The organism is Streptomyces sp. Da 82-17 (assembly GCF_046098215.1).
In the GTDB taxonomy this organism is placed as follows: Bacteria; Actinomycetota; Actinomycetes; order Streptomycetales; family Streptomycetaceae; genus Streptomyces.
Genome location: NZ_JBJURH010000001.1, coordinates 175,426 through 196,678, shown reverse-complemented (window position 1 = coordinate 196,678; position 21,253 = coordinate 175,426). Strand labels below are relative to the sequence as shown.

The 21,253-nt window shown below is 72.2% G+C and carries 17 protein-coding genes; 6 read left to right on the top strand and 11 right to left on the bottom strand.

Going from position 1 to position 21,253, the window contains the following annotated elements:
• Window positions 1-3 precede the first annotated feature (3 nt).
• The 11 genes from ACIDOF_RS00865 to ACIDOF_RS00815 form a co-directional block, all read right to left on the bottom strand.
• Window positions 4-1,512, bottom strand: a complete 1,509-nt coding sequence (locus ACIDOF_RS00865) for a sensor histidine kinase (protein ID WP_409003632.1) — start codon at window positions 1,510-1,512, stop codon at window positions 4-6.
• Window positions 1,513-1,578: 66 nt separating this feature from the next.
• Window positions 1,579-2,262, bottom strand: coding sequence for a response regulator (locus tag ACIDOF_RS00860; RefSeq protein WP_409003631.1), 684 nt, complete (start codon window positions 2,260-2,262; stop codon window positions 1,579-1,581).
• Between the two features lie 124 nt (window positions 2,263-2,386).
• Window positions 2,387-3,985 carry a M4 family metallopeptidase gene (locus ACIDOF_RS00855; protein ID WP_409003630.1) on the bottom strand — a complete coding sequence of 533 codons (1,599 nt, stop codon included), beginning with the start codon at window positions 3,983-3,985 and terminating at the stop codon, window positions 2,387-2,389.
• Between the two features lie 283 nt (window positions 3,986-4,268).
• Complete coding sequence (locus tag ACIDOF_RS00850; protein WP_409003629.1) at window positions 4,269-6,284, bottom strand: M4 family metallopeptidase; 2,016 nt, start codon at window positions 6,282-6,284, stop codon at window positions 4,269-4,271.
• A 370-nt stretch (window positions 6,285-6,654) separates the two neighbouring features.
• Window positions 6,655-6,930: a hypothetical protein gene (locus tag ACIDOF_RS00845; protein WP_409003628.1), complete on the bottom strand. Its 276-nt coding sequence runs from the start codon at window positions 6,928-6,930 to the stop codon at window positions 6,655-6,657.
• Window positions 6,931-6,935: 5 nt separating this feature from the next.
• A complete protein-coding gene (locus ACIDOF_RS00840; RefSeq protein WP_409003627.1) occupies window positions 6,936-8,081 on the bottom strand; it encodes a hypothetical protein in 1,146 nt (381 codons plus the stop codon).
• Window positions 8,082-8,098: 17 nt separating this feature from the next.
• A complete protein-coding gene (locus ACIDOF_RS00835; RefSeq protein WP_409003626.1) occupies window positions 8,099-8,506 on the bottom strand; it encodes a hypothetical protein in 408 nt (135 codons plus the stop codon).
• A gap of 158 nt (window positions 8,507-8,664) precedes the next feature.
• Window positions 8,665-9,312, bottom strand: coding sequence for a response regulator (locus tag ACIDOF_RS00830; protein ID WP_409003625.1), 648 nt, complete (start codon window positions 9,310-9,312; stop codon window positions 8,665-8,667).
• Window positions 9,302-10,729, bottom strand: coding sequence for a sensor histidine kinase (locus ACIDOF_RS00825; protein ID WP_409003624.1), 1,428 nt, complete (start codon window positions 10,727-10,729; stop codon window positions 9,302-9,304). Before ACIDOF_RS00825 ends, ACIDOF_RS00830 begins: the two co-directional genes overlap by 11 nt.
• A 26-nt stretch (window positions 10,730-10,755) precedes the next feature.
• Entirely contained in the window at window positions 10,756-11,532 is a 777-nt protein-coding gene (locus tag ACIDOF_RS00820) for an ABC transporter permease (RefSeq protein WP_409003623.1), read from the bottom strand.
• Complete coding sequence (locus tag ACIDOF_RS00815; protein WP_409003622.1) at window positions 11,529-12,521, bottom strand: ABC transporter ATP-binding protein; 993 nt, start codon at window positions 12,519-12,521, stop codon at window positions 11,529-11,531. Before ACIDOF_RS00815 ends, ACIDOF_RS00820 begins: the two co-directional genes overlap by 4 nt.
• A gap of 259 nt (window positions 12,522-12,780) precedes the next feature.
• Between ACIDOF_RS00815 and ACIDOF_RS00810 the strand changes: the two genes are divergently transcribed.
• From ACIDOF_RS00810 to ACIDOF_RS00785, 6 genes are all read left to right on the top strand, one after another.
• A complete protein-coding gene (locus ACIDOF_RS00810; RefSeq protein WP_409003621.1) occupies window positions 12,781-14,727 on the top strand; it encodes an ABC transporter ATP-binding protein in 1,947 nt (648 codons plus the stop codon).
• Complete coding sequence (locus tag ACIDOF_RS00805) at window positions 14,724-16,571, top strand: ABC transporter ATP-binding protein (RefSeq protein ID WP_409003620.1); 1,848 nt, start codon at window positions 14,724-14,726, stop codon at window positions 16,569-16,571. The genes ACIDOF_RS00810 and ACIDOF_RS00805 overlap by 4 nt, the downstream gene beginning before the upstream one ends.
• Window positions 16,572-16,708: 137 nt before the next feature.
• Window positions 16,709-17,920 (top strand): Ig-like domain-containing protein, encoded by a 1,212-nt coding sequence (locus ACIDOF_RS00800; protein WP_409003619.1) that lies wholly within the window; start codon window positions 16,709-16,711, stop codon window positions 17,918-17,920.
• Between the two features lie 166 nt (window positions 17,921-18,086).
• Entirely contained in the window at window positions 18,087-19,334 is a 1,248-nt protein-coding gene (locus ACIDOF_RS00795; protein ID WP_409003618.1) for an Ig-like domain-containing protein, read from the top strand.
• Between the two features lie 78 nt (window positions 19,335-19,412).
• Window positions 19,413-20,180 (top strand): enoyl-CoA hydratase/isomerase family protein, encoded by a 768-nt coding sequence (locus tag ACIDOF_RS00790; protein WP_409003617.1) that lies wholly within the window; start codon window positions 19,413-19,415, stop codon window positions 20,178-20,180.
• A gap of 200 nt (window positions 20,181-20,380) precedes the next feature.
• Window positions 20,381-20,989, top strand: a complete 609-nt coding sequence (locus ACIDOF_RS00785; RefSeq protein ID WP_409003616.1) for an ATP-binding protein — start codon at window positions 20,381-20,383, stop codon at window positions 20,987-20,989.
• Window positions 20,990-21,253: the final 264 nt, after the last annotated feature.

Genomic DNA, 21,253 nt, shown 5'->3' with positions numbered 1-21,253 from the left:
GGCCTACCCGCGCACCGCCTTGGACACCAACCGCCCCTCCGCGAAGCACAGGCGGTAGGCCCGGTCGGTGAAGGACTCGGTGCGGTAGTGGACGCAGTCCTGGCCCGGCGGGGTGGGCTCGGGGCCGTCCGGGGCGTCCGGCATCGAGAACGCGGGGAGCAGCCGTTCGACCTGGGGGCGCGGGTCGCCCACCCGCATCCGGTCGTACGACGCGCGGGCCAGGACCGACTGGGACTCGGTGAGCAGCCAGAGCCCGCCGGCCAGGACGGTGAGCGCGCCGAGGACCGCGACCGGCGCGAGCAGGGCCTGGCGGACGCCGCGGCGTACGCGGGCGCGGGCCTCCGCGTGCGCGCGGGCCGCCGCCGACGTGTCCACGGCACGGGCCGGACCCCCGGCGACGGGCAGTGTGGCCGTCACCGTGAACGCACCGTCCACGACGCCGTGCGTGAGCGTGCCGCCCGCGAGCCGTACCCGCTCGTCGAGCCCGACCAGGCCCGTACCGCCGCTCTCGGGGGTGACCGAACCCCCTTCCGCCACGAGCGCGTTGCTCACCCGCACCGTGACCGTGGGCCCGGACTGCTCCACCCGTACCCTCACCTCCGCGCCCGGGGCGTGCTTCGCCGCGTTGGTGAGGGACTCCTGGACGACGCGGTGCACGGCGCGGTCCGTCATCGGCGGCAGCGCGGACCCGTCCGCCGGGGCGGCGGTGAGCGTCACCGCGAGGCCGGACTCCCGGGCCCGCTCGACGAGTTGGGGCACCGTCTCGTCCGCCGGGGCGAACGGCGGCGCCGCGTCCGTGCGCAGGACGCCGATGGCCTCGCGCAGCCGGGCCGTCGCCGCGGCCGTCGACTCGCGGAGCTCTCGGGCCGCTTGCCGCTGCCGTTCCGGCAGGTCCGCGTCCACCTCGAAGGCGGCCGCCCGCACCGCGATCAGGGCCAGCTCGTGGCCGAGGGAGTCGTGCATGTCGGCGGCGATCCGGGAGCGCTCGCGCAGCCGCTCGCGGTCGGCGACCACCTGCTGCTCCCGTTCCATCCGCGCCGCCAGCTCCCAGCCGGACCGCACGAGCTGCCCGTACTGCCGTACGCAGCGGCCCGCCAGCCACGGTACGAAGACGAGCGTCGCGACGGCGATCAGGACCGTCAACCAGCCCCACAGCAGCGGCCGTTCGCGCAGCAGCGTCAGCGGGAGGCCGAGCACGCCGACGGCCGCCATCAGCGACACCGCGGGGCGCGGCCGGTCCAGGCGCAGGCCCGCGAGCCAGCCGAGGGCGGCCAGCGCGGGCGCGCACGGCACGAGGAACTGCTCCGGCGTCAGCCCGAGGACCAGGCCGAGCACCAGCGCGAGGGCGAGCAGCGGCCGGGCCCGCGCGACGAGCACCGCACCGCCGAGCACCGCCACGGCGAGCGCCCGCACCCAGGCGCCGTAGGGCAGGCCGGCGAGCAGGACGGGTGCGGCGAGGGCGGTCCATAGCAGCAGGTCGACGAGCCGGTCACGGGGGTGTTCTCTGCGCATGCGCCCACCCTGCACGATCGCGCCCGCCCGGGCCCCTGACGAAAGTAAGCGGTACGGCGGCACGGGTCAGCCGGCGTCGACGCCCTCGCCCGCCTCGCCCGCCTCGTACGCGAGGATCGCCAGCTGGACCCGGTTCTTCAGGCCGAGCCGGCCGAGGACCGCGCTGACGTGCGCCTTCACCGTGCCCTCGACGACATGCAGGCGGGCCGCGATCTCCGCGTTGGACAGGCCCGCGCCGACCAGGGCGACCACCTCGCGTTCGCGGCCGGTCAGCGGGGCGAGCCGGGCGCGGGCGTCGGCGGCGCGGCCGAGGCGGTCCGGGCCGAGCCGGTCGATGACGCGGCGGGCGACCTCGGGGGAGAGGCAGGCGGCGCCGTCGGCCACGGCCCGTACTCCGGCGAGGAGTTCGCGCGGGTCGCCGGACTTCAGCAGGAAGCCGCCGACGCCGCAGCCGAGGGCGCGGGCGATGTACGCGTCCTCGGAGAACGTCGTCAGCATGATCAGCGCCGTGTCCGGGACGGTGCGCCGCAATTCCTCCGCGGCCTGCAGGCCGTCGAGTCGGGGCATGCGGATGTCGAGCAGGGCGACGTCCGGGCGGTGCCGCAGGGTGAGGTCGACGGCCTCGCGCCCGTCGGCGGCCTCCGCGACGACCTCGATGCCGGGGTCGGCGGAGAGGATCGCGCGCACCCCGGCGCGCAGCAGGGCCTCGTCGTCGGCGAGGAGCACTCTCAGCGGCTGCGGCGAACTCATCGGGCAAGCGTAGACGGGCCGGACAAGAAGGCGGACCGGACGAGCAGACGGACCGGACAAGCACGGGCGGGCGGTGCCGGATCGTCTCCGGCACCGCCCGCCCAGGGTTCACCAGGCACTCAGGTCAGTGCTTGCCGCCCTTGGTCGCCTTGACGTTGACGCCCGCCCAGGCCGCGTCCACGCCCTTGTACTCGGCGGAGTCCGCGCCGTACAGGTCCTTGGCCGCGTCCAGCGTCGCCGTGCGCGCGGCGGCGTAGTTGGTCCGGGACGTCATGTACGTGGTCAGGGCCTTGAACCAGATCTTCTCGGCCTTGTCCCGCCCGATGCCGGTGACGGGGTTGCCGTCGGCGGTCGGGGAGTCGTACTTCACGCCGTTGATCTCCTTCGCGCCGCTGCCCTCGGACAGCAGGTAGAAGAAGTGGTTGGCCGGGCCCGACGAGTAGTGGACGTCGATGCCGCCGATGCCCTGGTACCAGTCGTCCTTGGACTTGCCGTCGCGGCTGGGCTTGTCCATGTAGCGCAGCGGGGTGCCGTCGCCGCGGATGTCGATCTTCTCGCCGATGAGGTAGTCGCCGACGTCCTGGGCGTTGTTGCCGGAGAACTCCACGCTGGAGCCGAAGATGTCCGAGGTCGCCTCGTTGAGGCCGCCGGACTCGCCGCTGTAGATCAGGCCCGCGGTGTTGGAGGTGAGCCCGTGGGTCATCTCGTGCGCGGCCACGTCGATCGAGGTGAGCGGCTTGGCGTTGCCGTCGCCGTCGCCGTACGTCATGCAGAAGCAGCTGTCGTCCCAGAACGCGTTGACGTAGTTCTGGCCGTAGTGGACGCGGGAGTAGGCGCCGACGCCGTCGCCCTTGATGCCGTCGCGGCCGTGCACGTTCTTGTAGTAGTCCCAGGTGAGCGCCGCGCCGTAGTGGGCATCGGCGGCGGCGGTCTCCGCGTTGTTCGGAGTGCCGTCGCCCCACTCGTCGTCGGGACCGGCGACCAGGGTGCCCTGGCCGGACGTGCCGCCCTTGAGGTCGTACGTCTTGTGGTTGCCGCGCGTGGTGTCGGTCAGCGAGAAGCCGCTGGACTCCTGCTTGGAGCCGAGCTCCACGTCACCGCTGTACTGGGTGTGGCCGGCGCCCGTGCGGATGTCGTCCCACTGGAAGATCTTCTTGCCGCTGCGGGCGTCGGTGACGACGTGCAGTCGGCTCGGGGTGCCGTCCTTCTTCGTGGACTCGACGACCTTCTCGAAGGCCAGGCGCGGGGTGCCGCTGGCGGCCCAGACGACGGCGCGGGCGCCCTTCGGGGCCTTCGCGGCGCGGGCGGTGTCGACCTTCAGCTCGCCGGAGCGGGCCTTCGTGACGCCTTCCGTCTTGCGGGACTTGGTCTGGTGCACGACCAGGTCGCCGCCGAGGACGGGCAGTCCGTCGTAGGTGCGCTCGTAGCGGGTGTGGACGCTGCCGTCGCGGTCCTTGACGACGTCGCGGACGACCAGCTTCTCGGCGGAGGAGAGACCCAACTCCTTTGCCGTACGGGCCTTCTCGCTGTCCGCGTCGCGCAGCAGCTCGGCGCGCTGCGAGGCGGAGAGCTTGACGGGCGACGCGCCGGGGGCCTTCTCGGCGGTGGGCGCCGCGTTGGCGGAGCCGAGGCCGGTGCCGATCAGGGCGGCGGCGACGAGGGCCGTGCCGGCGGCGGTGGCGACTCGTCTGGCGGACACGTGGCGCGATATGTGGGGCGACACTCTTTCAACTCCCTGGATGTGGGGGTGTCCGGACGGCGTGGGGGACCACCCGGACGGGGAAGTACCTGGTGCTCGTGCCGTGTTGCGGCTGTGCCGTGCGGGGAGAGAGTGTCATTGGCGGCGCGTACATGTCATCGGGGTATCGCCAGGTTGACCGAATCTTGACCAATACTCGTGGTACGGCATCCGATATGCGAACTGGACGGCGCCGGGGGTGAGTTGCCCCTGACGCCGCCCAGTCGTCCCGTTTGTCACCGGTGCCTCAGGGAGAGGCCGGCCGGGTCTACGGGAAGGTCAGCTTCCAGCTGTTGATGTAGCCCGTGTCTTGCGAGGCCTTGTCCTGGACTCGCAACTTCCACGTCCCGGCGGCGAGTTCGCTGGACGCGTTCACCGTGTACGTGGTCCGCACGTCGTCGGCCGAGTCGGACGAGCTGAACGGCTTCAGGTTGTAGACCGAGCCGTCGGGCGCGACCAGGTCGACCACGAGGTCACCGCGCCAGGTGTGCTCGATGTCCACGCCCACCTGGAGGTTGGACGGCGCGTTGCCGGCGCGGTCGGCGACGGAGATGGGCGAGGTGACGGCGGCCCCGTTGTCCGGAATGGCCACGTCGGCGGTGTTCTCGTACACCGTGCCGCCCGGGGTGCCGCCGCCCGGCCTGGCACCGACGTTGACGCCCGCCCACGCGTCCTGAACGGCCTTGTACTCGGGGCTCGTCGTGCCGTACAGCTCGGCGGCCACCGCCTCCGTGCCGGCCCGTGCGCCCGCGTAGTCCGTGCGGGACGTGAACTTGGTGGTCAGCGCCTTGAACCAGATCAGCGCGGCCTTTTCGCGGCCGATGCCGGTCACCGGGAGCCCGTCGGAGGTCGGCGAGTCGTACGCGACGCCGTTGACGGTCTTCTGCCCGCTGCCCTCCGACAGCAGGTAGAACCAGTGGTTGGCCGGGCCGGACGAGTAGTGGACGTCGACGTTGCCGATGCCCGAGTACCAGTAGTCCTTGGAGTTGCCGTCGCGGCTGGGCTTGTCCATGTAGCGCAGCGGGGTGCCGTCGCCGCGGATGTCGATCTTCTCGCCGACGAGGTAGTCGCCCACGTCCTGGGCGTTGTTCGCGTGGAACTCGACGGCCGCCGCGAAGATGTCGCTGGTGGCCTCGTTGAGGCCGCCGGACTCGCCGCTGTAGATCAGGCCCGCGGTGTTGGAGGTGACGCCGTGCGTCATCTCGTGCGCGGCCACGTCGATGGACGTCAGCGGCTTGGCGTTGCCCGCCCCGTCGCCGTACGTCATGCAGAAGCAGCTGTCCTGCCAGAACGCGTTGACGTAGTTGTTGCCGTAGTGGACCCGGGAGTACGCGCCGACGCCGTCCCCGCGGATGCCGCTGCGGCCGTGCACGTTCTTGTAGTAGTCCCAGGTCAGCGCGGCGCCGTAGTGCGCGTCGGCGCCCGCGGTCTCCAGGTTGGTCGGGGTGCCGTTGCCCCACACGTCGTCGGCGCCGCTGAACAGCGTGCCCTGCCCGGAGGTGCCGCGGTTCAGGTTGTACGTGCGGTGGTTGCCGCGGGCCGTGTCGCTGAGGGTGTAGCTGCTGCCCGACTGGGCGGTGCCGAGCGGGACTTGACCGCTGTACTGGGTGTTGCCGGTGCCGTTGTGCACGGCCTGCCGCTCGAAGAGCTTCTTGCCGGTGCGGGCGTCCGTCACCACGTGCAGCTCGTTGGGCGTGCCGTCCTTCTGCAGCCCGCCGACGACGGTCTCGTACGCGAGCACCGGCTTGCCGCCGTGGCCCATCCAGACGACCTTGCGCGCGGAGGCGTCGGTCTTGGTGGACCCGTCGGCCTTCGCGAGCCCGAGGGCCTGGCGCTCGGCGGTCTTCTCGGCGACCTCGGCGCGGGTGTCGACGCCGGACAGCTTCGCCTTGCTCGCCTTGGTGACGCTCTCGGTCTTCTGCCCCTTGCTCTCGCTGACGACGAGGTCGCCGCCGAGGACGGGCAGTCCGTCGTAGGTGCGTTCGTAGCGGGTGTGGGTGGTGCCGTCCCGGTCCTGGGCGACGTCCCGGACGACGAGCCGCTCCTTCGCGCCGAGGCCCAACTCCTTGGCCGTACGCGCCTTTTCGGCGTTCGCGTCGCGCAGCAGCTCGGCGCGCTGGGACGGGGAGAGCTTGGCGGGCAGGGCGCCCGGGTCGGCCTTGCCCGCGGCCGCGGCGGGCACCGACTGGAGGCCGACGGAGAGCAGCGCGGCGGTGGCGAGCAGCGCGCCGACGGCGCCGGTGCGTCTGCGGCGGGCGAGGGGGGTGCGTGGGGTGGGTGTCACGACTGGCTCCTTCTGCGGGCCGCGGATCACACGGCCGACGGGACCGGGCGGTGGGTGGCCGCCCGGGCAGAACAGGGGCAGAGCACGGTGCGCGTGGGGGGTGTGCGGCGAGCGGGCCGGCGGTTGAGCGGTGGGGGCCGGTGCGTCGACGCAGGGGAAGAGTGGCAGCAGTGGCGGGTTCTGTCATGACCGCGCCATGAGGTTGGCCGAAAATGTTCGGTGGGCGGTGGGGGGTGTTCGTTATGCGGAACCTGGCGGTCGGCGGAGGCTGGATCTACTCCCCGCCCCGCCCCTTCCCGAAGGCCCGCGGCGCCGTCGTGGTTGCTCGCGCAGTTCCCCGCGCCCCTTTCGGGGCACGGGGATCATGCGGCTACAGCGCCTCGACCGCCCCCACCACCAGCAGCGGTGCCAGGGCCAGGGCGATCGCGCCCGCTCCGAGGCCCGCGCGGATGTCCCGCTTCGCGATGTGGCCGAGGACCGCCGCCACCGGGGGCAGCACGATCAGCGCGAGGAAGCTCCAGCGCCAGCCCTCCTCGCTCACCAGGAACCCCAGGAACGCCAGATACGCCGGGACCGCCAGCGCCGAGAAGATCCGGGCGCGGGAGAGGAAGAGTTCGAGGGTGTCGTTCGAGAAGTGCGTCGACATCGGGCTCAGGCCACCACTTTGTTGTCGTACCCGGACGAGCTCGCCTCGGGGAAGCCGTCCGCCGCCGAGAAGCCGTTGACGGCCGTGGCCATCGTGACGCCGAGCGCCGTGATCGCCAGCATCGTCGCGTCGAAGGCCTTCACCAGCTGCGCGTACCGATCGATGATCATCACGGCCTGGGCCGCGGCGAGCGCGAACATGGCGACCGACGCCGCCTGCCCGCCGACCGGGATCGCGTTGACGGCGGTGGCCGCGGCCATGTTCGCCATCCAGATGATCGCCATGTCGGCGATGAAGACGATGCCGGCCTTCAGCACCTCGGCCAGCTGGAACGCCTGCATCGCGCCCTGCCGGTAGCAGTCCTGCAGCGATTCGAAGGTCGACTTGAACTCGTCGAGTTTCTTGGAGAATTCGTCGAAATAGACCTTCGCCGCGTCATAGGCGTTCCCCTGCCAGGTCACGCCGACGTTCTCCGTGCCCTTCTTCAGATTCGCCTTCGTCGCATCGCAGAACGAGGCGAGGTTTCCCCAGACTTCGGCGCAGTCGTTGTACTTGTTCCAGTCGCCGAACACCCAGTTGTTGATCTCGCCGAAGATGTCCACGCCGAAGAGCAGCTTCACCGCCTCCACGGCCACGGTCGACGGGCTGCCGAGGTCCATCACCGTGCCGAGCGTCTTCTGCACCGGGCTCTGCTGGAACTCCGCGGCGTGCCCCTGCCCGTACGCCACCAGCGGGTTCTCGCTGTCGCCCGCGGGCTTCTTCAGCGTGCCCGCCGCGTCCTGCGCGTCGCTGAAGTCCATGCACTGCGCGGCGCCGCCCCCGCCGGAGCCGCCTCCGCCCTTGGAGCCGGGATAGGTGGCGTCCATCGTGGCCGCCTCGTCCTTGTCCGTCTCGCGGTAGTACGTCGCCGACTTCTTCAGCTCGGTGTGCGAGGAGCTCAGCACGCTCTGCGCTTTTCCGAGCGCCTTCTTCGCCGCCGCCACGTATTCCTCGTGGCTGCCCGCGACGAGATCCCAGAGGTTCCCGCCGAGCATCGTGTCGATCTGCGCATTGCCGGTCGTGTATTCCACGGCCTTGGTGGCGCCGTCCGCGCCGCGTGAGACGAGCGCGGCGAAGCCGTCGATCTCACCTGGTTCCACCCGGAAGTTCATGGTGTCCGCCCCGCCCCTCAGTACAGTGACCAGCCGCGGCCGTCGTGCCGTGACTTCTTCGCCGCCTCGGCGGCCGCCTCGCGCCGTTCCCCGTCGATCTCGTCCTGCTCGGCGGCGATGGCGCGCCGCCCTTCAGCGGCCACCTCCTCGCGCTCCAGCTCCGACATCGACGCCCACTTCTCGGCCATCGGCCGCGCCTGCTCGATCAGCTGCTCCGAGTACGCGGAGACGTTCGCCGCCTCCCGCAGACTGGAGCGCCCCGCGAGGACGTCCCGCGCCATCTCCTTCAGCGCGTCGCCGCCGTGCCCGGCGGCCAGGGTCTCCAGGGACTTGCGCAGCAGCCGCGCCTGCGCGGGGTCGCCCTGGGACATGTCGAGCAGTTCGGAGTCGTCGAACCGCTTCTCGGGATCAGGCCCCTCGGCCATGCTTCCTCCTCGAGGCAGATCAGTCATCACGGGTCCAGTCATCACGGTCTTCCGCGAACCTATGCATCCAGAACAACGGACCCGCTGCGCCGTCGTCACAGAACTGTCACGGGACCGCGCGCCGATGTGCGCAACCCGCGCCCCGCCGCCTGTCCGGTTCAGCCGAGAATGCCCCGGTCGTACGCCGTGGCCACCGCCGCCGCACGGTCCTTCACGCCCAACTTGCCGTAAATGTGCGTCAGGTGGGTCTTGACCGTCGCCTCGCTGATGAACAGCTCCGCGGCGATCTCCCGGTTCGGGGTGCCCTTCGCGACCAGGGCGAGGACCTCCCGCTCGCGGGCGGAGAGCGGCTCACCGCCGGGGCCCGCGGGCGTGCGCACCCGGGACACCAGGCGCGAGGCGACCGCGGGGGACAGCACCGTACGGCCCTCGGCGGCGGCGCGGACCGCGGTGAACAGCTCGTCGCGCGGGGCGTCCTTGAGGAGGTAGCCGGTCGCGCCCGCCTCGATCGCGGGCAGCGTGTCCGAGTCGGTGTCGTACGTGGTGAGCACCAGGACCTTGGCGCGCGCCCCCGTCCGGCTCAGCTCGGCGATCGCCGCGACCCCGCCGCCGCCCGGCATCCGCAGGTCCATGAGGACGACGTCCGGGTCGAGCTCGCCGACCAGGCGGACGGCCTCGACGCCGTCGGCGGCCTCGCCGAGCACGTCGAAGCCCGGCGCGGTCGCGAACATCCCGCGCAGTCCGTCCCGTACGACGGGGTGGTCGTCGACGATCAGCAGAGTGATGCGGTCACGGTCACTGGTCATGGCGCAGCAACGGTACGCGAGCCGACACCGCCGTGCCCCGCCCTCGCTCGGACTCGACCGTCACCGCGCCCGCGACCCGCTCCGCCCGCGCCCGCATCCCGTCGAGCCCGAACCCGCCAGAGCCGGACCGCGGCCGTACGGACACGGGGTCGAAGCCCCGGCCGTCGTCCCGCACGTCCAGGGCGACCTCGCCGGCCATGTACGACAGCGTCACGCCGACCCGGCCCGCGCCGGCGTGCCGGTCCGTGTTGGACAGCGCCTCCTGGGCGATGCGCAGCAGGGTCGCCTCGATCTCGTCGTGCAGCGGTTCCGCGGTGCCCGTGACCGTGAACTGGGCGCGTACGCCGGTCCGTTCGGCCCACTCGGTCACCGTCTGCCGCAACGCCTCGGGCAGCGCGTGGTGCTCCAGGGCGGCCGGGCCGAGGTTCTGCACGGAGCGGCGGGCCTCGCCGAGGCTGTGCCGGGCGAGCGCGGCGGCCCGGTCCAGGTGCTGCCCGGCGACGGCCGGGTCGTCGGTGCCGGAGACCACCTGCAGCTGGGCGATGATGCCCGTCAGGCCCTGCGCGATCGTGTCGTGGATCTCCGCCGCGAGCCGCCGCCGCTCGTCCGCGACGCCCGCCTCCCGCGCCTGTACGAGGAGTTGGGCGTGCAGCGCGGCGTTCTCGTCGAGGGCCTGCTGCAGGCGGGCGTTGGTCTGCTCCAGCTCGGCGATGGTCGCCATGTGGACGGTCGCCCGCTGCTCCTCGTGCTCGGCGAGCCGGCCGAACACGTAGATCAGCGCGATGTGCACGGCGAGCACCGCGCAGAACAGGCCCAGGCCGCCCAGGTCCTTCGGCGGGAACCCGCCCGACTGCGAACCGGCCATCGTCACCGCGCTCGCGAACAGGCCGGCCGGCAGCATCCGGCGCGGCAGCAGTCGCTCCGCGCCGAAGTAGCCGAGCACCGCGTAGAACGCCGCGAACGGGTTCAGCCAGGACAGCGCGAAGCCGATGCCCCAGCGCGCCCAGTAGTACACCGAGCCCACGAGCCCCGGCCCGCACACTCCGCGCCCCGCCACGCTCCACCACACCTGCAGCGCGAACCCGCCCGCGATCAGCCCGGCCGCGGCCCACCGCTCAGCCGTCGACTCCAGCAGCATCCCGGAGGTCACGGCGACGAGCACGGCGGTGAACCCGAGCAGAACGTACGGCCCCCACCGCAGAAACCCCTCCCAGCGCCGCTGAACCAGCGCGTGCGCTGCGGCCGCGTCGAGGCCGGTGGTCGTGGTGGGGGAGGGGGCGGGGCGGTCGGTGGCTGCGGCGGGGCCGTCGGTGCCGAACGCGTCGCTTGCTGTCGTGGGTGGGCGCCCCGCCTGGGTCGTGGTGTCGGGCGTCCTCGTCGGCGTGCGGGGTGGGGTGCGTCGGCTGCTGGTGCCCATGGGCTCAGTCTGGTGCACCGCCCGGCTCACTCCCAGCGGAACCAGCGGGCCGCGGCGCCGGTGAGGAGGACCGTCCAGACGGCGAGGGCCGCCAGGTGGGCGAGGCTCGGCCAGTCGCCGGCCGCCGCCGCACTCAGGGCCTGCGACGCCGCGCCGAACGGCAGCAGCTCCATGACCCGGCCCAGCGCCTCCGGCATGGTCTGCACCGGCATCCACAGCCCCGCGCTGAACATCATCGGGAAGAACGCCAGCGCACCCGCCGCCCCCGCGGCCTTCGGCGTCCGCGCGAGCGCCGAGAGCAGCGCGCCCAGGGAGAGCGCCGCGCACACCGACAGCGCGAGGGCCAGGGCGTACCCGAAGCCCTGCCGCGGCAGCGGCACGTCGTACACGAGGGCGCCCACCGTGAGCGTCAGGACCGCCGAGACCAGCGCGGCCGCCCCGTGCAGCGCCATCTGCGCCCCGAGCACCGTGGCGGCCCGTACCGGCGTCGTCGACATGCGCCGCAGGACGCCCTGCTCGCGGTAGCCGGTGATCACCGGAGGCATCGCCTGGACCGCCGCCATCAAGAGGGACGTGAGGATCGCGATGGGCGCGTACACGTCGATCAGCCGCAGGCCCGGAACCGCCTCACCGACCTCGCGGAAGACGGGGATCGTGCCGAGCACGACGAACAGCGCCGTCGGGAACACCATGATCCAGAACAGCGACCCCGGCTCCCGCCTGAACAGCGTCAGCTCCGCCTTCAGGACGGCCCCGGTGGCGCGGGAAGGGGTGCCGACGGTGAGTGCGGTGGGCGCGGTCATGGGGTGACTCCTGTCGTGGCCTCGGACTCGGGTGCAGGGGCGGATGGGTCGGCCGATGCGGGTTCGGGGGCCGTCGTCGCTTCCGGTGCCGCCTCCGTCAGGTCCAGGAACGCGTCGTCCAACGTGGCGTCGGAGACCCGGAGTTGACGGGCCGTGACGTGGCGCCGGGCGAGCAGCGTGATCACCGCGTTCACCGTGTCGTCGGTGCCCGTGACGGTGATCCGGCCGTCCCGCTCGTCGGTCGTCACGGACGTCGCCGCGGGCAGCTCGCCGAGCTCGTGCCGGTCCAGCGGCCGGGACGGCGTGAACGAGATGACGGTGGAGCTCGCCGACCGCCTGATCAGCCCGGACGGGGTGTCGAGCGCCGCGATCCGGCCCCGGTCGATCACCGCGATCCGGTCGCAGAGCCGCTGCGCCTCCTCCATGAAGTGAGTCACGAGCAGCACCGTCACGCCGCTCGCCCGCACCTCCTCGATCAGCCGCCAGGTGTCCCGGCGGGCCCGCGGGTCCAGGCCCGTCGTCAGCTCGTCGAGCACGACCACGCGGGGCCCGCCGATCAGCGCGAGCGCGATGAAGAGCCGCTGCTTCTGCCCGCCGCTCAGCTTCGCGAACCGCGTGCCCAGCTTCTCGCCCAGCCCGAGCCGCTCGGCCAGCGGCCGCCAGTCGACGGGCTTCGCGTAGAACGCGCCGTACAGCTCCAGCGCCTCCCGCACGGTGAGCTTCGCCTGCAGCTCGCTCTCCTGCAGCTGGGCGCCGAGCAGCTGCGTCACCTCGCGGTGGTCGGCGACCGGGTCGAGCCCGGCGACCCGTACGGAACCGGAGTCGGGGACGCGCAGCCCCTCGACGCACTCGACGGTGGTGGTCTTGCCCGCGCCGTTCGGTCCGAGAACACCGAAGATCTCGCCCTCCTCGACGGCGAAGGAGACACCGTCGACGGCGGGCCGGCCCCCGTAGACCTTGCGCAGGTCCCTTACCTCGATGATTGCCATGCCCCGAGCCTCCCGGCAGCGGCCCCGCCCCGGCATCGCCCATCGCGCTCGAAGCGGCATCAGCCGATCGGTTGATGCGGCGGTACGACCTCGGGGGGCGGCCTCAGGTGCGGCCTCGGGCGCGACCCAGGGCCGCCCGGTGCGCGGACCGGTCAGTTCCGTTCCAAGCCCCTCGACCGCCCCCAGCTCTCCCCCCCCCAACTCCCCGCACACCAAAACCCGTTGGGACTGTCAGTGGTGAACCCTAGGCTCGCTCCTGATGACCACAGACCAGGCGCCGACCACGCCCACCGCCCCCGAACCGCCCCCTTCCGCGGTCCGTACGCTGCTGCGCCTGTGGCCGTACGTCCGGCCGGTGCGGGTGCGGCTCGGGGCGGCCGCCGTCGTCGCGATCGTCGCCTCCTGCGTCGGGCTCGTCATCCCGCTCGTCCTGAAGTGGCTGGTCGACGGCCCGGTCGCGGGCCGCGACCCCGGCGGGGTGTGGCTGGGCGCCCTGTTCGTGCTGCTGCTCGGCGTCGCCGAGGCGCTGCTCTTCGGTTTCCGGCGCTGGCTCGTGGCCAGACCCCTCGCCGGCGTCGAGGCCGCCATGCGCGCCGACCTCTACCAGCGGCTGCAGCGCCTGCCGGTCGCCTTCCACGACCGCTGGGCCTCGGGCCAGCTCCTCTCGCGCGGCACGTCCGACCTCACCATGCTGCGCCTCTTCCTGGCCTTCCCGCTGACGTTTCTGCTGGTCAACGGCGTGACGATCCTCGTCGGCACCATCGTGCTGCTCGCCCAGGAGTGGACGCTCGGCCTGGTCCTGCTCGCCCCCGTCGCCCCGCTCGTCGTCCTCTGCTCCCTCTTCGAACGGCGGTACGCGGCGATCGCCCGCCGCGCCCAGGACCAGGTGGGCGACCTCACGACGGTGGTCGAGGAGGGCGTGCTCGGCATCCGCGTCATCAAGGGCTTCGGCCGCCACCGCGCGCAGGCCCGCGCCTTCCACGCCCTCTCCGGCACGCTGCGCGGCACCGAGCTGCGCAAGGCCCAACTGCTCGCCTCCATCTGGGCGGTGATCGTCCTCCTGCCCGAGCTGGCGATCGGCGCGGCCCTCGTCCTCGGCGTGCTCCAGGTCGCCGACGGCGCGCTCTCGGCGGGGACGCTGGTGGCGTTCCTGTCGACGGCCCTCGCGCTGCGCTGGCCGGTCGAGTCGATCGGCTTCCTGCTCGCCATGTGCCAGGAGGCGGCCGCGGCCACGCGCCGGTACTTCGAAGTGATGGACGTGGCACCGGAGTCGGAGACGCCCCCGGGTGGCGCGGCGCCCTCGCACCCGACCGGCGCCGACGGCGGCCTCGTCTTCTCCGACGTCACCTTCCGCTATCCCGACGCCCCGCCCGAGGCTCCGCCCGTCCTCGACGGAGTCGACCTGCACATCAGATCCGGCGAGACCCTCGCCCTGGTCGGCGCCACCGGCAGCGGCAAGACGACGCTGACCGCGCTGGTGCCGCGGCTGCACGAAGTGACGTCCGGCCGCATCACCCTCGACGGCGTCGACATCACTGCCCTGCCGCGCGAGGAGCTGCGCCGCCTCGTCTCCGTCGCCTTCGAGGAGCCCACGCTGTTCTCGGCGAGCGTCGGCGAGAACGTCCTCATGGGCGCGGCCGACCCCGAACACGACACGGGCGTACGAGAGTTGGAGCGTGCCCTCGCCGTCGCCCAGGCCGACTTCGCGCACCGCCTGCCGCACGGCACCGACACCCAGGTCGGCGAGCAGGGCCTCAGCCTGTCCGGCGGGCAGCGCCAACGCCTGGCCCTCGCCCGCGCGGTCGTCGGACGGCCCCGCTTCCTCGTGCTCGACGACCCGCTGTCCGCGCTCGACGTGCACACGGAAGCGCTGGTGGAGGCCGCCCTGCGCCGCGTCCTCGCCGACACCACCGCCCTCGTCGTGGCCCACCGCCCGTCCACAGTGCTGCTCGCCGACCGGGTGGCCCTCCTCTCCGACGGCCGCGTCACCGCCGTAGGCACCCACCAGCAACTCCTGCGCGAGAGCACGGAGTACGCCTGGCTGATGTCCGGCGCGGACGCGCACCGTACGACCGCACCCCCGAACGGACCCCGCGCGACCGCACCCCCGAACGGACCCCGCGCGACCGCACCCCCGAACGGACCCCCTACGCCCGCGACCGTCCGCGACGACCGGCCCGCCGCCGCACCCGAGGGGGACCGTTGACGACCACCGTCGACAGCAAGCCGCAGGCCGCGTCCGAACCGCCGCCTCGCGACGATCCGTTCGACCGGGACGAGCTGCCCGCCGCCCCCGGCGCGACCGGCGCGCTGCTGCGCTCCCTGCTCGCGCCGCTCAAGGCCCGCGTGGTCGTCGCCGCGCTGCTGCTCCTGCTGCAGACGGCCGGCGTGCAGGCGGGCCCGCTGCTCGTCGCGTACGCCATCGACCGCGGCGTGCCCGCGCTGCGCGCCCACGACCACGGCCCGCTGCTCGCCGTCGCCGCCGGGTTCGCGGGCTGTGCGGCCGCGGCCGCCGGGCTGCAGTACGCGTACATCAGGGCGTCGGCCCGCGTGAACCAGGACGTGCTGCTCGACCTGCGCGGGCGGATCTTCCGGCACGCGCAGGCGCTGTCGCTCGACTTCCACGAGCGGTACACGTCGGGGCGGCTCATCTCCCGGTCCACCACGGACGTCGAGTCGCTGCGCGAGCTCCTCAGCGAGGGCCTGCAGGAACTCCTCACGGTCGTCCTGTCGTTCGCGTACATCTCGGCGCTGCTGCTCTGGCTCGACCTCGGTCTCGGGGCGGTCGCGGTGGCGTCGTTCGGCCCGCTGTACCTGCTGGTGCGGCGCTACCGCAGACGCGCGGGGCGGATCTTCCGGCAGCGGTCCACCGCCATCGCCGCGGTGATCGTGAAGTTCGCCGAGACGATGAACGGCATCCGCCCGGTCCGCGCCTTCCGCCGCGAGCGTGCCAACGACGCCGAGTTCGCGCGGCTCAACCACCGCCACGAACGCGTCAACGGCGCCGCGTTCCTGGAGATGGCGCAGTACGTGGTGGGCTCCCGGCTCGTCGCCAACACGGCCGTCGCCGCCATCGTGCTGTGGGGCGCGTACCGGGTCGCGGACGGCACCCTCGCCCTCGGCGTGCTCGCCGCGTCCGTCCTGTACCTGCGGCGGCTGTACGACCCGATCGACCGGCTCGGCATGTTCCTCAACTCGTACCAGTCGGCGGCCGCGTCCCTGGAGAAGATCGCCGGACTGCTCGCCCAGGTCCCGTCGGTGCCCGAGCCGGCCGAGCCGAAGCCGCTGCCCGAACGCGGCGGCGAACACCCGGGCCGCACGGTCGAGTTCGACGGGGTGAGCTTCGCGTACCGCACGGGCGGCGAGGTCCTGCCGCCCTTCGACCTGACGATCCCCGCCGGGCAGACCGTCGCCGTCGTCGGCTCCACCGGCGCCGGCAAGTCCACCCTCGCCAAACTCCTGGCCCGCTTCTACGACCCGACCACGGGCCGCGTCCTCCTCGACGGCACGGACCTGCGCGACCTCGCCCTGCCCGAGCTGCGGCGCGGCGTCGTCATGGTCACGCAGGAGGCGTTCCTGTTCTCCGGGACGGTCGCGGAGAACATCGCGATCGGCCGCCCGGACGCGACCCGCGCCGAGATCGAGGCGGCGGCCCGGGCCATCGGCGCGCACGACTTCATCGCGTCCCTGCCGGACGGGTACGACACGGACGTGCGCAAGCGCGGCGGCCGCATCTCGGCGGGCCAGCGCCAGCTCGTCGCGTTCGCCCGCGCCCTGCTCGCCGACCCGGCCGTCCTCATCCTCGACGAGGCCACCAGCTCCCTCGACGTCCCCGGCGAGCGCGCCGTCCAGCACGCCATGCACACGGTGCTGCGGGGCCGTACCGCCGTCGTGATCGCCCACCGCCTCTCCACGGTCGAGATCGCCGACCGGGTCCTTGTGATGTCCGACGGCGCAGTGGTGGAGGACGGCCCGCCCGCCGAACTGGTCGCGGGGGAGGGGGAGTTCGCGTCCCTGCACAAGGCGTGGCGGGACAGCCTGACGGGCTGACGCCCCGCCCGAGCGGCCGAGCCCCCCCCGCGGGGCGGGCCCCGTCCGGGGCACCCTCGACGTTTCCCCCGGCCCGGGGGCGTCGTTGTCGATGCGTGACACCTCTAGCGACACGCGTTCCGCGCGCATCGGCCCGTATGGCCGCCGTACTGACATGGGTCGGGCTCGCCGCCCTGCTCGCCGCCCTCACCGGCTGCTCCGGCAGCGGGATCGACTCGGTCGACGCCGTGTTCGGCAAGGGCACGTCCGAGGACGCCATCCGGATCAGCCCCGGGCACGGCGAGCGCAGCGTCCGGGCCGACCAGGAGCTGGAGGTCGAGGTCCCGGCCGGGCGTCTGGAGTCCGTGAAGGTCGTCAAGTTCCAGGACGCGCAGGACACCGTCGTGCCCGGCCGGATCTCGGAGGACGGGCTGCGCTGGGAGCCGGAGGAGCCGCGGCTCGCGCTCGCCGCGAAGTACACGGTGGACGCGGTCGCCCTCGACGGCCACGGCCGCCGCCACGCCCGGCACACCACGTTCACGACGTTCGTGCCGGACGAGCGTTTCGTCGCGTACGTCAAACCGGAGAACCGGTCGACGGTCGGCACCGGCATGATCGTCTCCCTGGAGTTCAACCGGGAGATCGAGAACCGGAAGGCCGTCGAGCGGGCCGTCCGGGTCAGCTCGAACCCGCCCGTGGAGATCGCCGGGCACTGGTTCGGCAAGACCCGCCTGGACTTCCGGCCGAAGGACTACTGGCAGCCGGACACCCAGGTCACCGTCGACCTCGGCCTGCGCGACGTGGAGGGCGCGAAGGGCGTGTTCGGCCTGCAGCAGAAGCAGTTCGGCTTCACCGTGGGCCGCAGCCAGGTCTCCGTCGTCGACGCCGCCGCCCACACCATGGAGGTGCGCCGGGACGGCGAGGTCCTGTCGAAGCTGCCGATCACCGCGGGCGGCGGCAAGAACACCACGTACAACGGGAAGATGGTGATCTCCGAGATGCTCGACGTGACGCGCATGAACGGCGCCACGGTCGGGTTCACGGACGACGACGGCAAGGGCGAGTACGACATCCCGGACGTGCCGCACGCCATCCGCCTCACCACCTCCGGCACGTTCCTGCACGGCAACTACTGGGCGCCTGCGTCCACGTTCGGCAACACCAACGTGAGCCACGGCTGCGTCGGCCTGCGCGATGTCAAGGGCGGCAGTTCGGACACCCCGGCGGGCTGGTTCTTCGACCGCAGCCTGATCGGCGACGTGGTGGAGGTCGTCAACTCCCAGGACAAGAAGGTCGACCCGGACAACGGCCTGAGCGGCTGGAACATGGACTGGAACAAGTGGAAGGCCGGCTCGGCCCTGCACCGCTGACCCGTCGCCCGGCTGAACCCCCGTTTTCGGCCGCACCACTTGGGACTGAACAGTGACATTCCGGGGGAGTCGTCTTCCCAGGTGGTGCGGCTAATCTTGCGGTGTGCGCGGGATGCGCCAGGGGTGCGGGGCCCATGCGTACGGGCCTGGCGAGGGGAGACACATCGTGAACGGGCGACCGATATCGGGGGCATCGGTGGGCGCGGCGCGGGGGCGCCGCGGCAGCGGGCGGAGGCGGGCCGGACTGACCGCCGTACTGGCGGCGACACTGTTCGCCGTGACCGCCTGCGGGGGTGCGGGCGAGGCGGACGAGAAGAACAAGGGCGCGGACAAGGCCAGGGCCAACGAGCCCTCGCGGGCCGTCGTGACGATCGCGCCCAAGGACGGCGCGAAGTCGGTGGCGACGAGCGGCGCCCTGAAGATAACGGCGGACGAGGGCAAGCTGACCGAGGTCACGGTCGAGGACACCAAGGGCAATGAGATACCGGGCGAGATAGCCGCCGACGGCAAGGCCTGGAAGCCCGACCACCACCTCGCCGCCTCCACGAAGTACAAGGTCCACGCCACGGCGAAGGACTCCGCGGGCCGCGCGTCCGCCAAGGACACCACGTTCACGACGCTCACCCCGCAGAACACGTTCATCGGCCACTTCACGCCCGAGGACGGTTCGAAGGTCGGCGTGGGCATGCCGTTCTCCGTCAACTTCACCCGCGGCATCACGAGCCCGGAGGCCGTCGAGAAGGCCATCGAGGTCACCGCGGAGCCGAAGGTCGAGATCCGCCACAAGTGGTACGGGAACGACCGCCTCGACTTCCGCCCGGAGAAGTACTGGAAGCCCGGCACCAAGGTCACCGTGAAGCTCAACCTCGACGGCGTCGAGGGCCGCCCCGACGTCTACGGCGAGCAGGCCAAGACCGTCTCGTTCACCATCGGCCGCAGCCAGGTCTCCACCGTCGACGCCAAGTCGAAGAAGATGACGATCGAGCGCGACGGCAAGCGGATCAAGACCATCCCGATCACCTCGGGCGCCCCGGCCACCACCACGTACAACGGCCAGATGGTCATCACCGAGAAGCACAAGGTGACCCGCATGAACGGCGAGACGGTCGGCTTCGGCGGCGAGTACGACATCAAGGACGTGCCGCACGCCATGCGCCTGTCCACCTCCGGCACCTTCATCCACGGCAACTACTGGGCCGCGCCCTCCACGTTCGGCAACACCAACGTCAGCCACGGCTGCGTCGGCCTGCGCGACCAGCGCGGCGGCGGCAACAGCAAGACGCCCGCCGCGTGGTTCTACGACCAGTCGATCATCGGCGACGTCGTCATCGTGAAGAACTCCAAGGACAAGCAGATCCAGTGGTGGAACGGGCTCAACGCCTGGAACCTCGCCTGGGACGAGTGGGAGAAGTAGCCGTCGTCGTACGGGGGCCCGGGGCTGTGACCAACGGCACCGGGCCCTTCGGCGTGAACGCCCGTTAGCCTCCCTTGCATGACCGTGAATCTCGAAGTCTCCGCAGGCGTCGGCACGATCCGACTGGACCGCCCGCCGATGAACGCCCTCGACATCGCCACCCAGGACCGGCTCAAGGAGCTCGCCGAGGAGGCCACCCAGCGCGACGACGTACGGGCCGTGATCGTGTACGGCGGCGAGAAGGTGTTCGCGGCCGGCGCGGACATCAAGGAGATGCAGGACATGGACCACGCGGCCATGGTGCTGCGCTCCCGTGCCCTGCAGGACTCGTTCACCGCCGTGGCCCGTATCCCGAAGCCCGTCGTCGCCGCCGTCACCGGATACGCGCTGGGCGGGGGCTGCGAGTTGGCGCTCTGCGCGGACTACCGGATCGCCGCCGACAACGCCAAGCTCGGCCAGCCGGAGATCCTGCTCGGCCTGATCCCCGGCGCCGGCGGCACCCAGCGGCTGGCCCGTCTCGTCGGCCCGTCCAAGGCCAAGGACCTGATCTTCACCGGCCGCATGGTGAAGGCCGAGGAGGCCCTGGACATCGGCCTGGTGGACCGCGTCGTCCCCGCCGCCGAGGTGTACGAGCAGGCGCACGCCTGGGCCGCGAAGCTCGCGCAGGGCCCGGCGCTCGCGCTGCGCGCCGCCAAGGAGGCCGTGGACACCGGCCTGGAGACGGACATCGACACCGGCCTCGCCGTCGAACGCACCTGGTTCGCCGGTCTGTTCGCCACCGAGGACCGTGAGCGCGGCATGCGCAGCTTCGTCGAAGAGGGCCCCGGCAAGGCCAAGTTCCTCTGACGGCAGGCCGGCCCGGCCGTCCCGTGCGTCTCAACTTGCCCATGTGCACGGCTGGTTGACCCGCGAGGGCGACGGTTTCGGTCGAGTGTCGGCTTATCCGGCCCTTAAGGGAACCTTAAGCGCGATACGGCGGTTGACGGTCGCGTACGTCCGTCAACTGCCGGTCATCGCAGGTCAGATGGGCCGCAGCGACGTCAGGTGTGCCTATGGCATATGCCGGTGCATACCCCCGGAATAGGTGGTTCCGGGGGGCGTATTCCGCAGGAACGGCCCCGGAAGGTGCTTCGGGCCGCCATGATGGGTGCATGGCGGGGCTTGAGGGCAGTGAACGACCGCGGCGGCACGGCGCAGTGACCGCCATGCGGTGGACGCCGGCCGTCGAGGACGAACAGGCCCTGAAAGCCCTGGAGTTGTTCGGCAATCCGTGCGACGCGGAAGTGCCGCTGCCGTCCCGCCCGGAGTCCGCGGGCACCGCGCGCCGCCTCGCCCAGGTCGTCGTGCTCCGCAAGTGGGGCCTCACCCCTCAGGTCGCCGAGGTCGTCGTGCTGCTCGTCTCGGAGCTGGTGGGCAATGCCGTACGGCACACCGGCGCCCGGGTGTTCGGCCTGAAGATGGCGCGCAGGCCCGGCTGGATCCGCGTCGAGGTCCGTGACCCCTCGCGCGGGCTGCCCTGTCTGATGCCGGTGCAGGAGATGGACACCAGCGGCCGCGGCCTGTTCCTGGTCGACAAGCTCTCCGACCGCTGGGGCGTCGACCTGCTGCCGCGCGGCAAGACCACCTGGTTCGAGATGCGCGTCACCGAACGCTGACGCCGCGCCGGACCGCCCCCGCACGCACAGAAGCCCCCTCGCGCCGGGGTTACGGCGCCGCGGGGGCTTCTGTGTGGTGCGCCGCGGATCTTCGGGGGGTGTGATCCACGGCCGCTGATACGACCTGGCCCGGGTCAATGGGGGTCGATGCATTCAACTATGGCAGACGGGTCGATACGCGCCAAATGAATCCATGGTGATATGTGGCACCTACCTTGTAAACGCTGGTTAAGCGGAAGCTGTGCCCCAGGCCGCCGCCCCGCG

Coding starts and splice junctions, on each gene's coding strand:
- ACIDOF_RS00865 (WP_409003632.1), bottom strand. CDS start 1,512: ATGCGCAGAGAACACCCCCGTGACCGGCTCGTCGACCTGCTGCTATGG.
- ACIDOF_RS00860 (WP_409003631.1), bottom strand. CDS start 2,262: ATGAGTTCGCCGCAGCCGCTGAGAGTGCTCCTCGCCGACGACGAGGCC.
- ACIDOF_RS00845 (WP_409003628.1), bottom strand. CDS start 6,930: ATGTCGACGCACTTCTCGAACGACACCCTCGAACTCTTCCTCTCCCGC.
- ACIDOF_RS00840 (WP_409003627.1), bottom strand. CDS start 8,081: ATGAACTTCCGGGTGGAACCAGGTGAGATCGACGGCTTCGCCGCGCTC.
- ACIDOF_RS00835 (WP_409003626.1), bottom strand. CDS start 8,506: ATGGCCGAGGGGCCTGATCCCGAGAAGCGGTTCGACGACTCCGAACTG.
- ACIDOF_RS00830 (WP_409003625.1), bottom strand. CDS start 9,312: ATGACCAGTGACCGTGACCGCATCACTCTGCTGATCGTCGACGACCAC.
- ACIDOF_RS00825 (WP_409003624.1), bottom strand. CDS start 10,729: ATGGGCACCAGCAGCCGACGCACCCCACCCCGCACGCCGACGAGGACG.
- ACIDOF_RS00820 (WP_409003623.1), bottom strand. CDS start 11,532: ATGACCGCGCCCACCGCACTCACCGTCGGCACCCCTTCCCGCGCCACC.
- ACIDOF_RS00815 (WP_409003622.1), bottom strand. CDS start 12,521: ATGGCAATCATCGAGGTAAGGGACCTGCGCAAGGTCTACGGGGGCCGG.
- ACIDOF_RS00810 (WP_409003621.1), top strand. CDS start 12,781: ATGACCACAGACCAGGCGCCGACCACGCCCACCGCCCCCGAACCGCCC.
- ACIDOF_RS00800 (WP_409003619.1), top strand. CDS start 16,709: ATGGCCGCCGTACTGACATGGGTCGGGCTCGCCGCCCTGCTCGCCGCC.
- ACIDOF_RS00790 (WP_409003617.1), top strand. CDS start 19,413: ATGACCGTGAATCTCGAAGTCTCCGCAGGCGTCGGCACGATCCGACTG.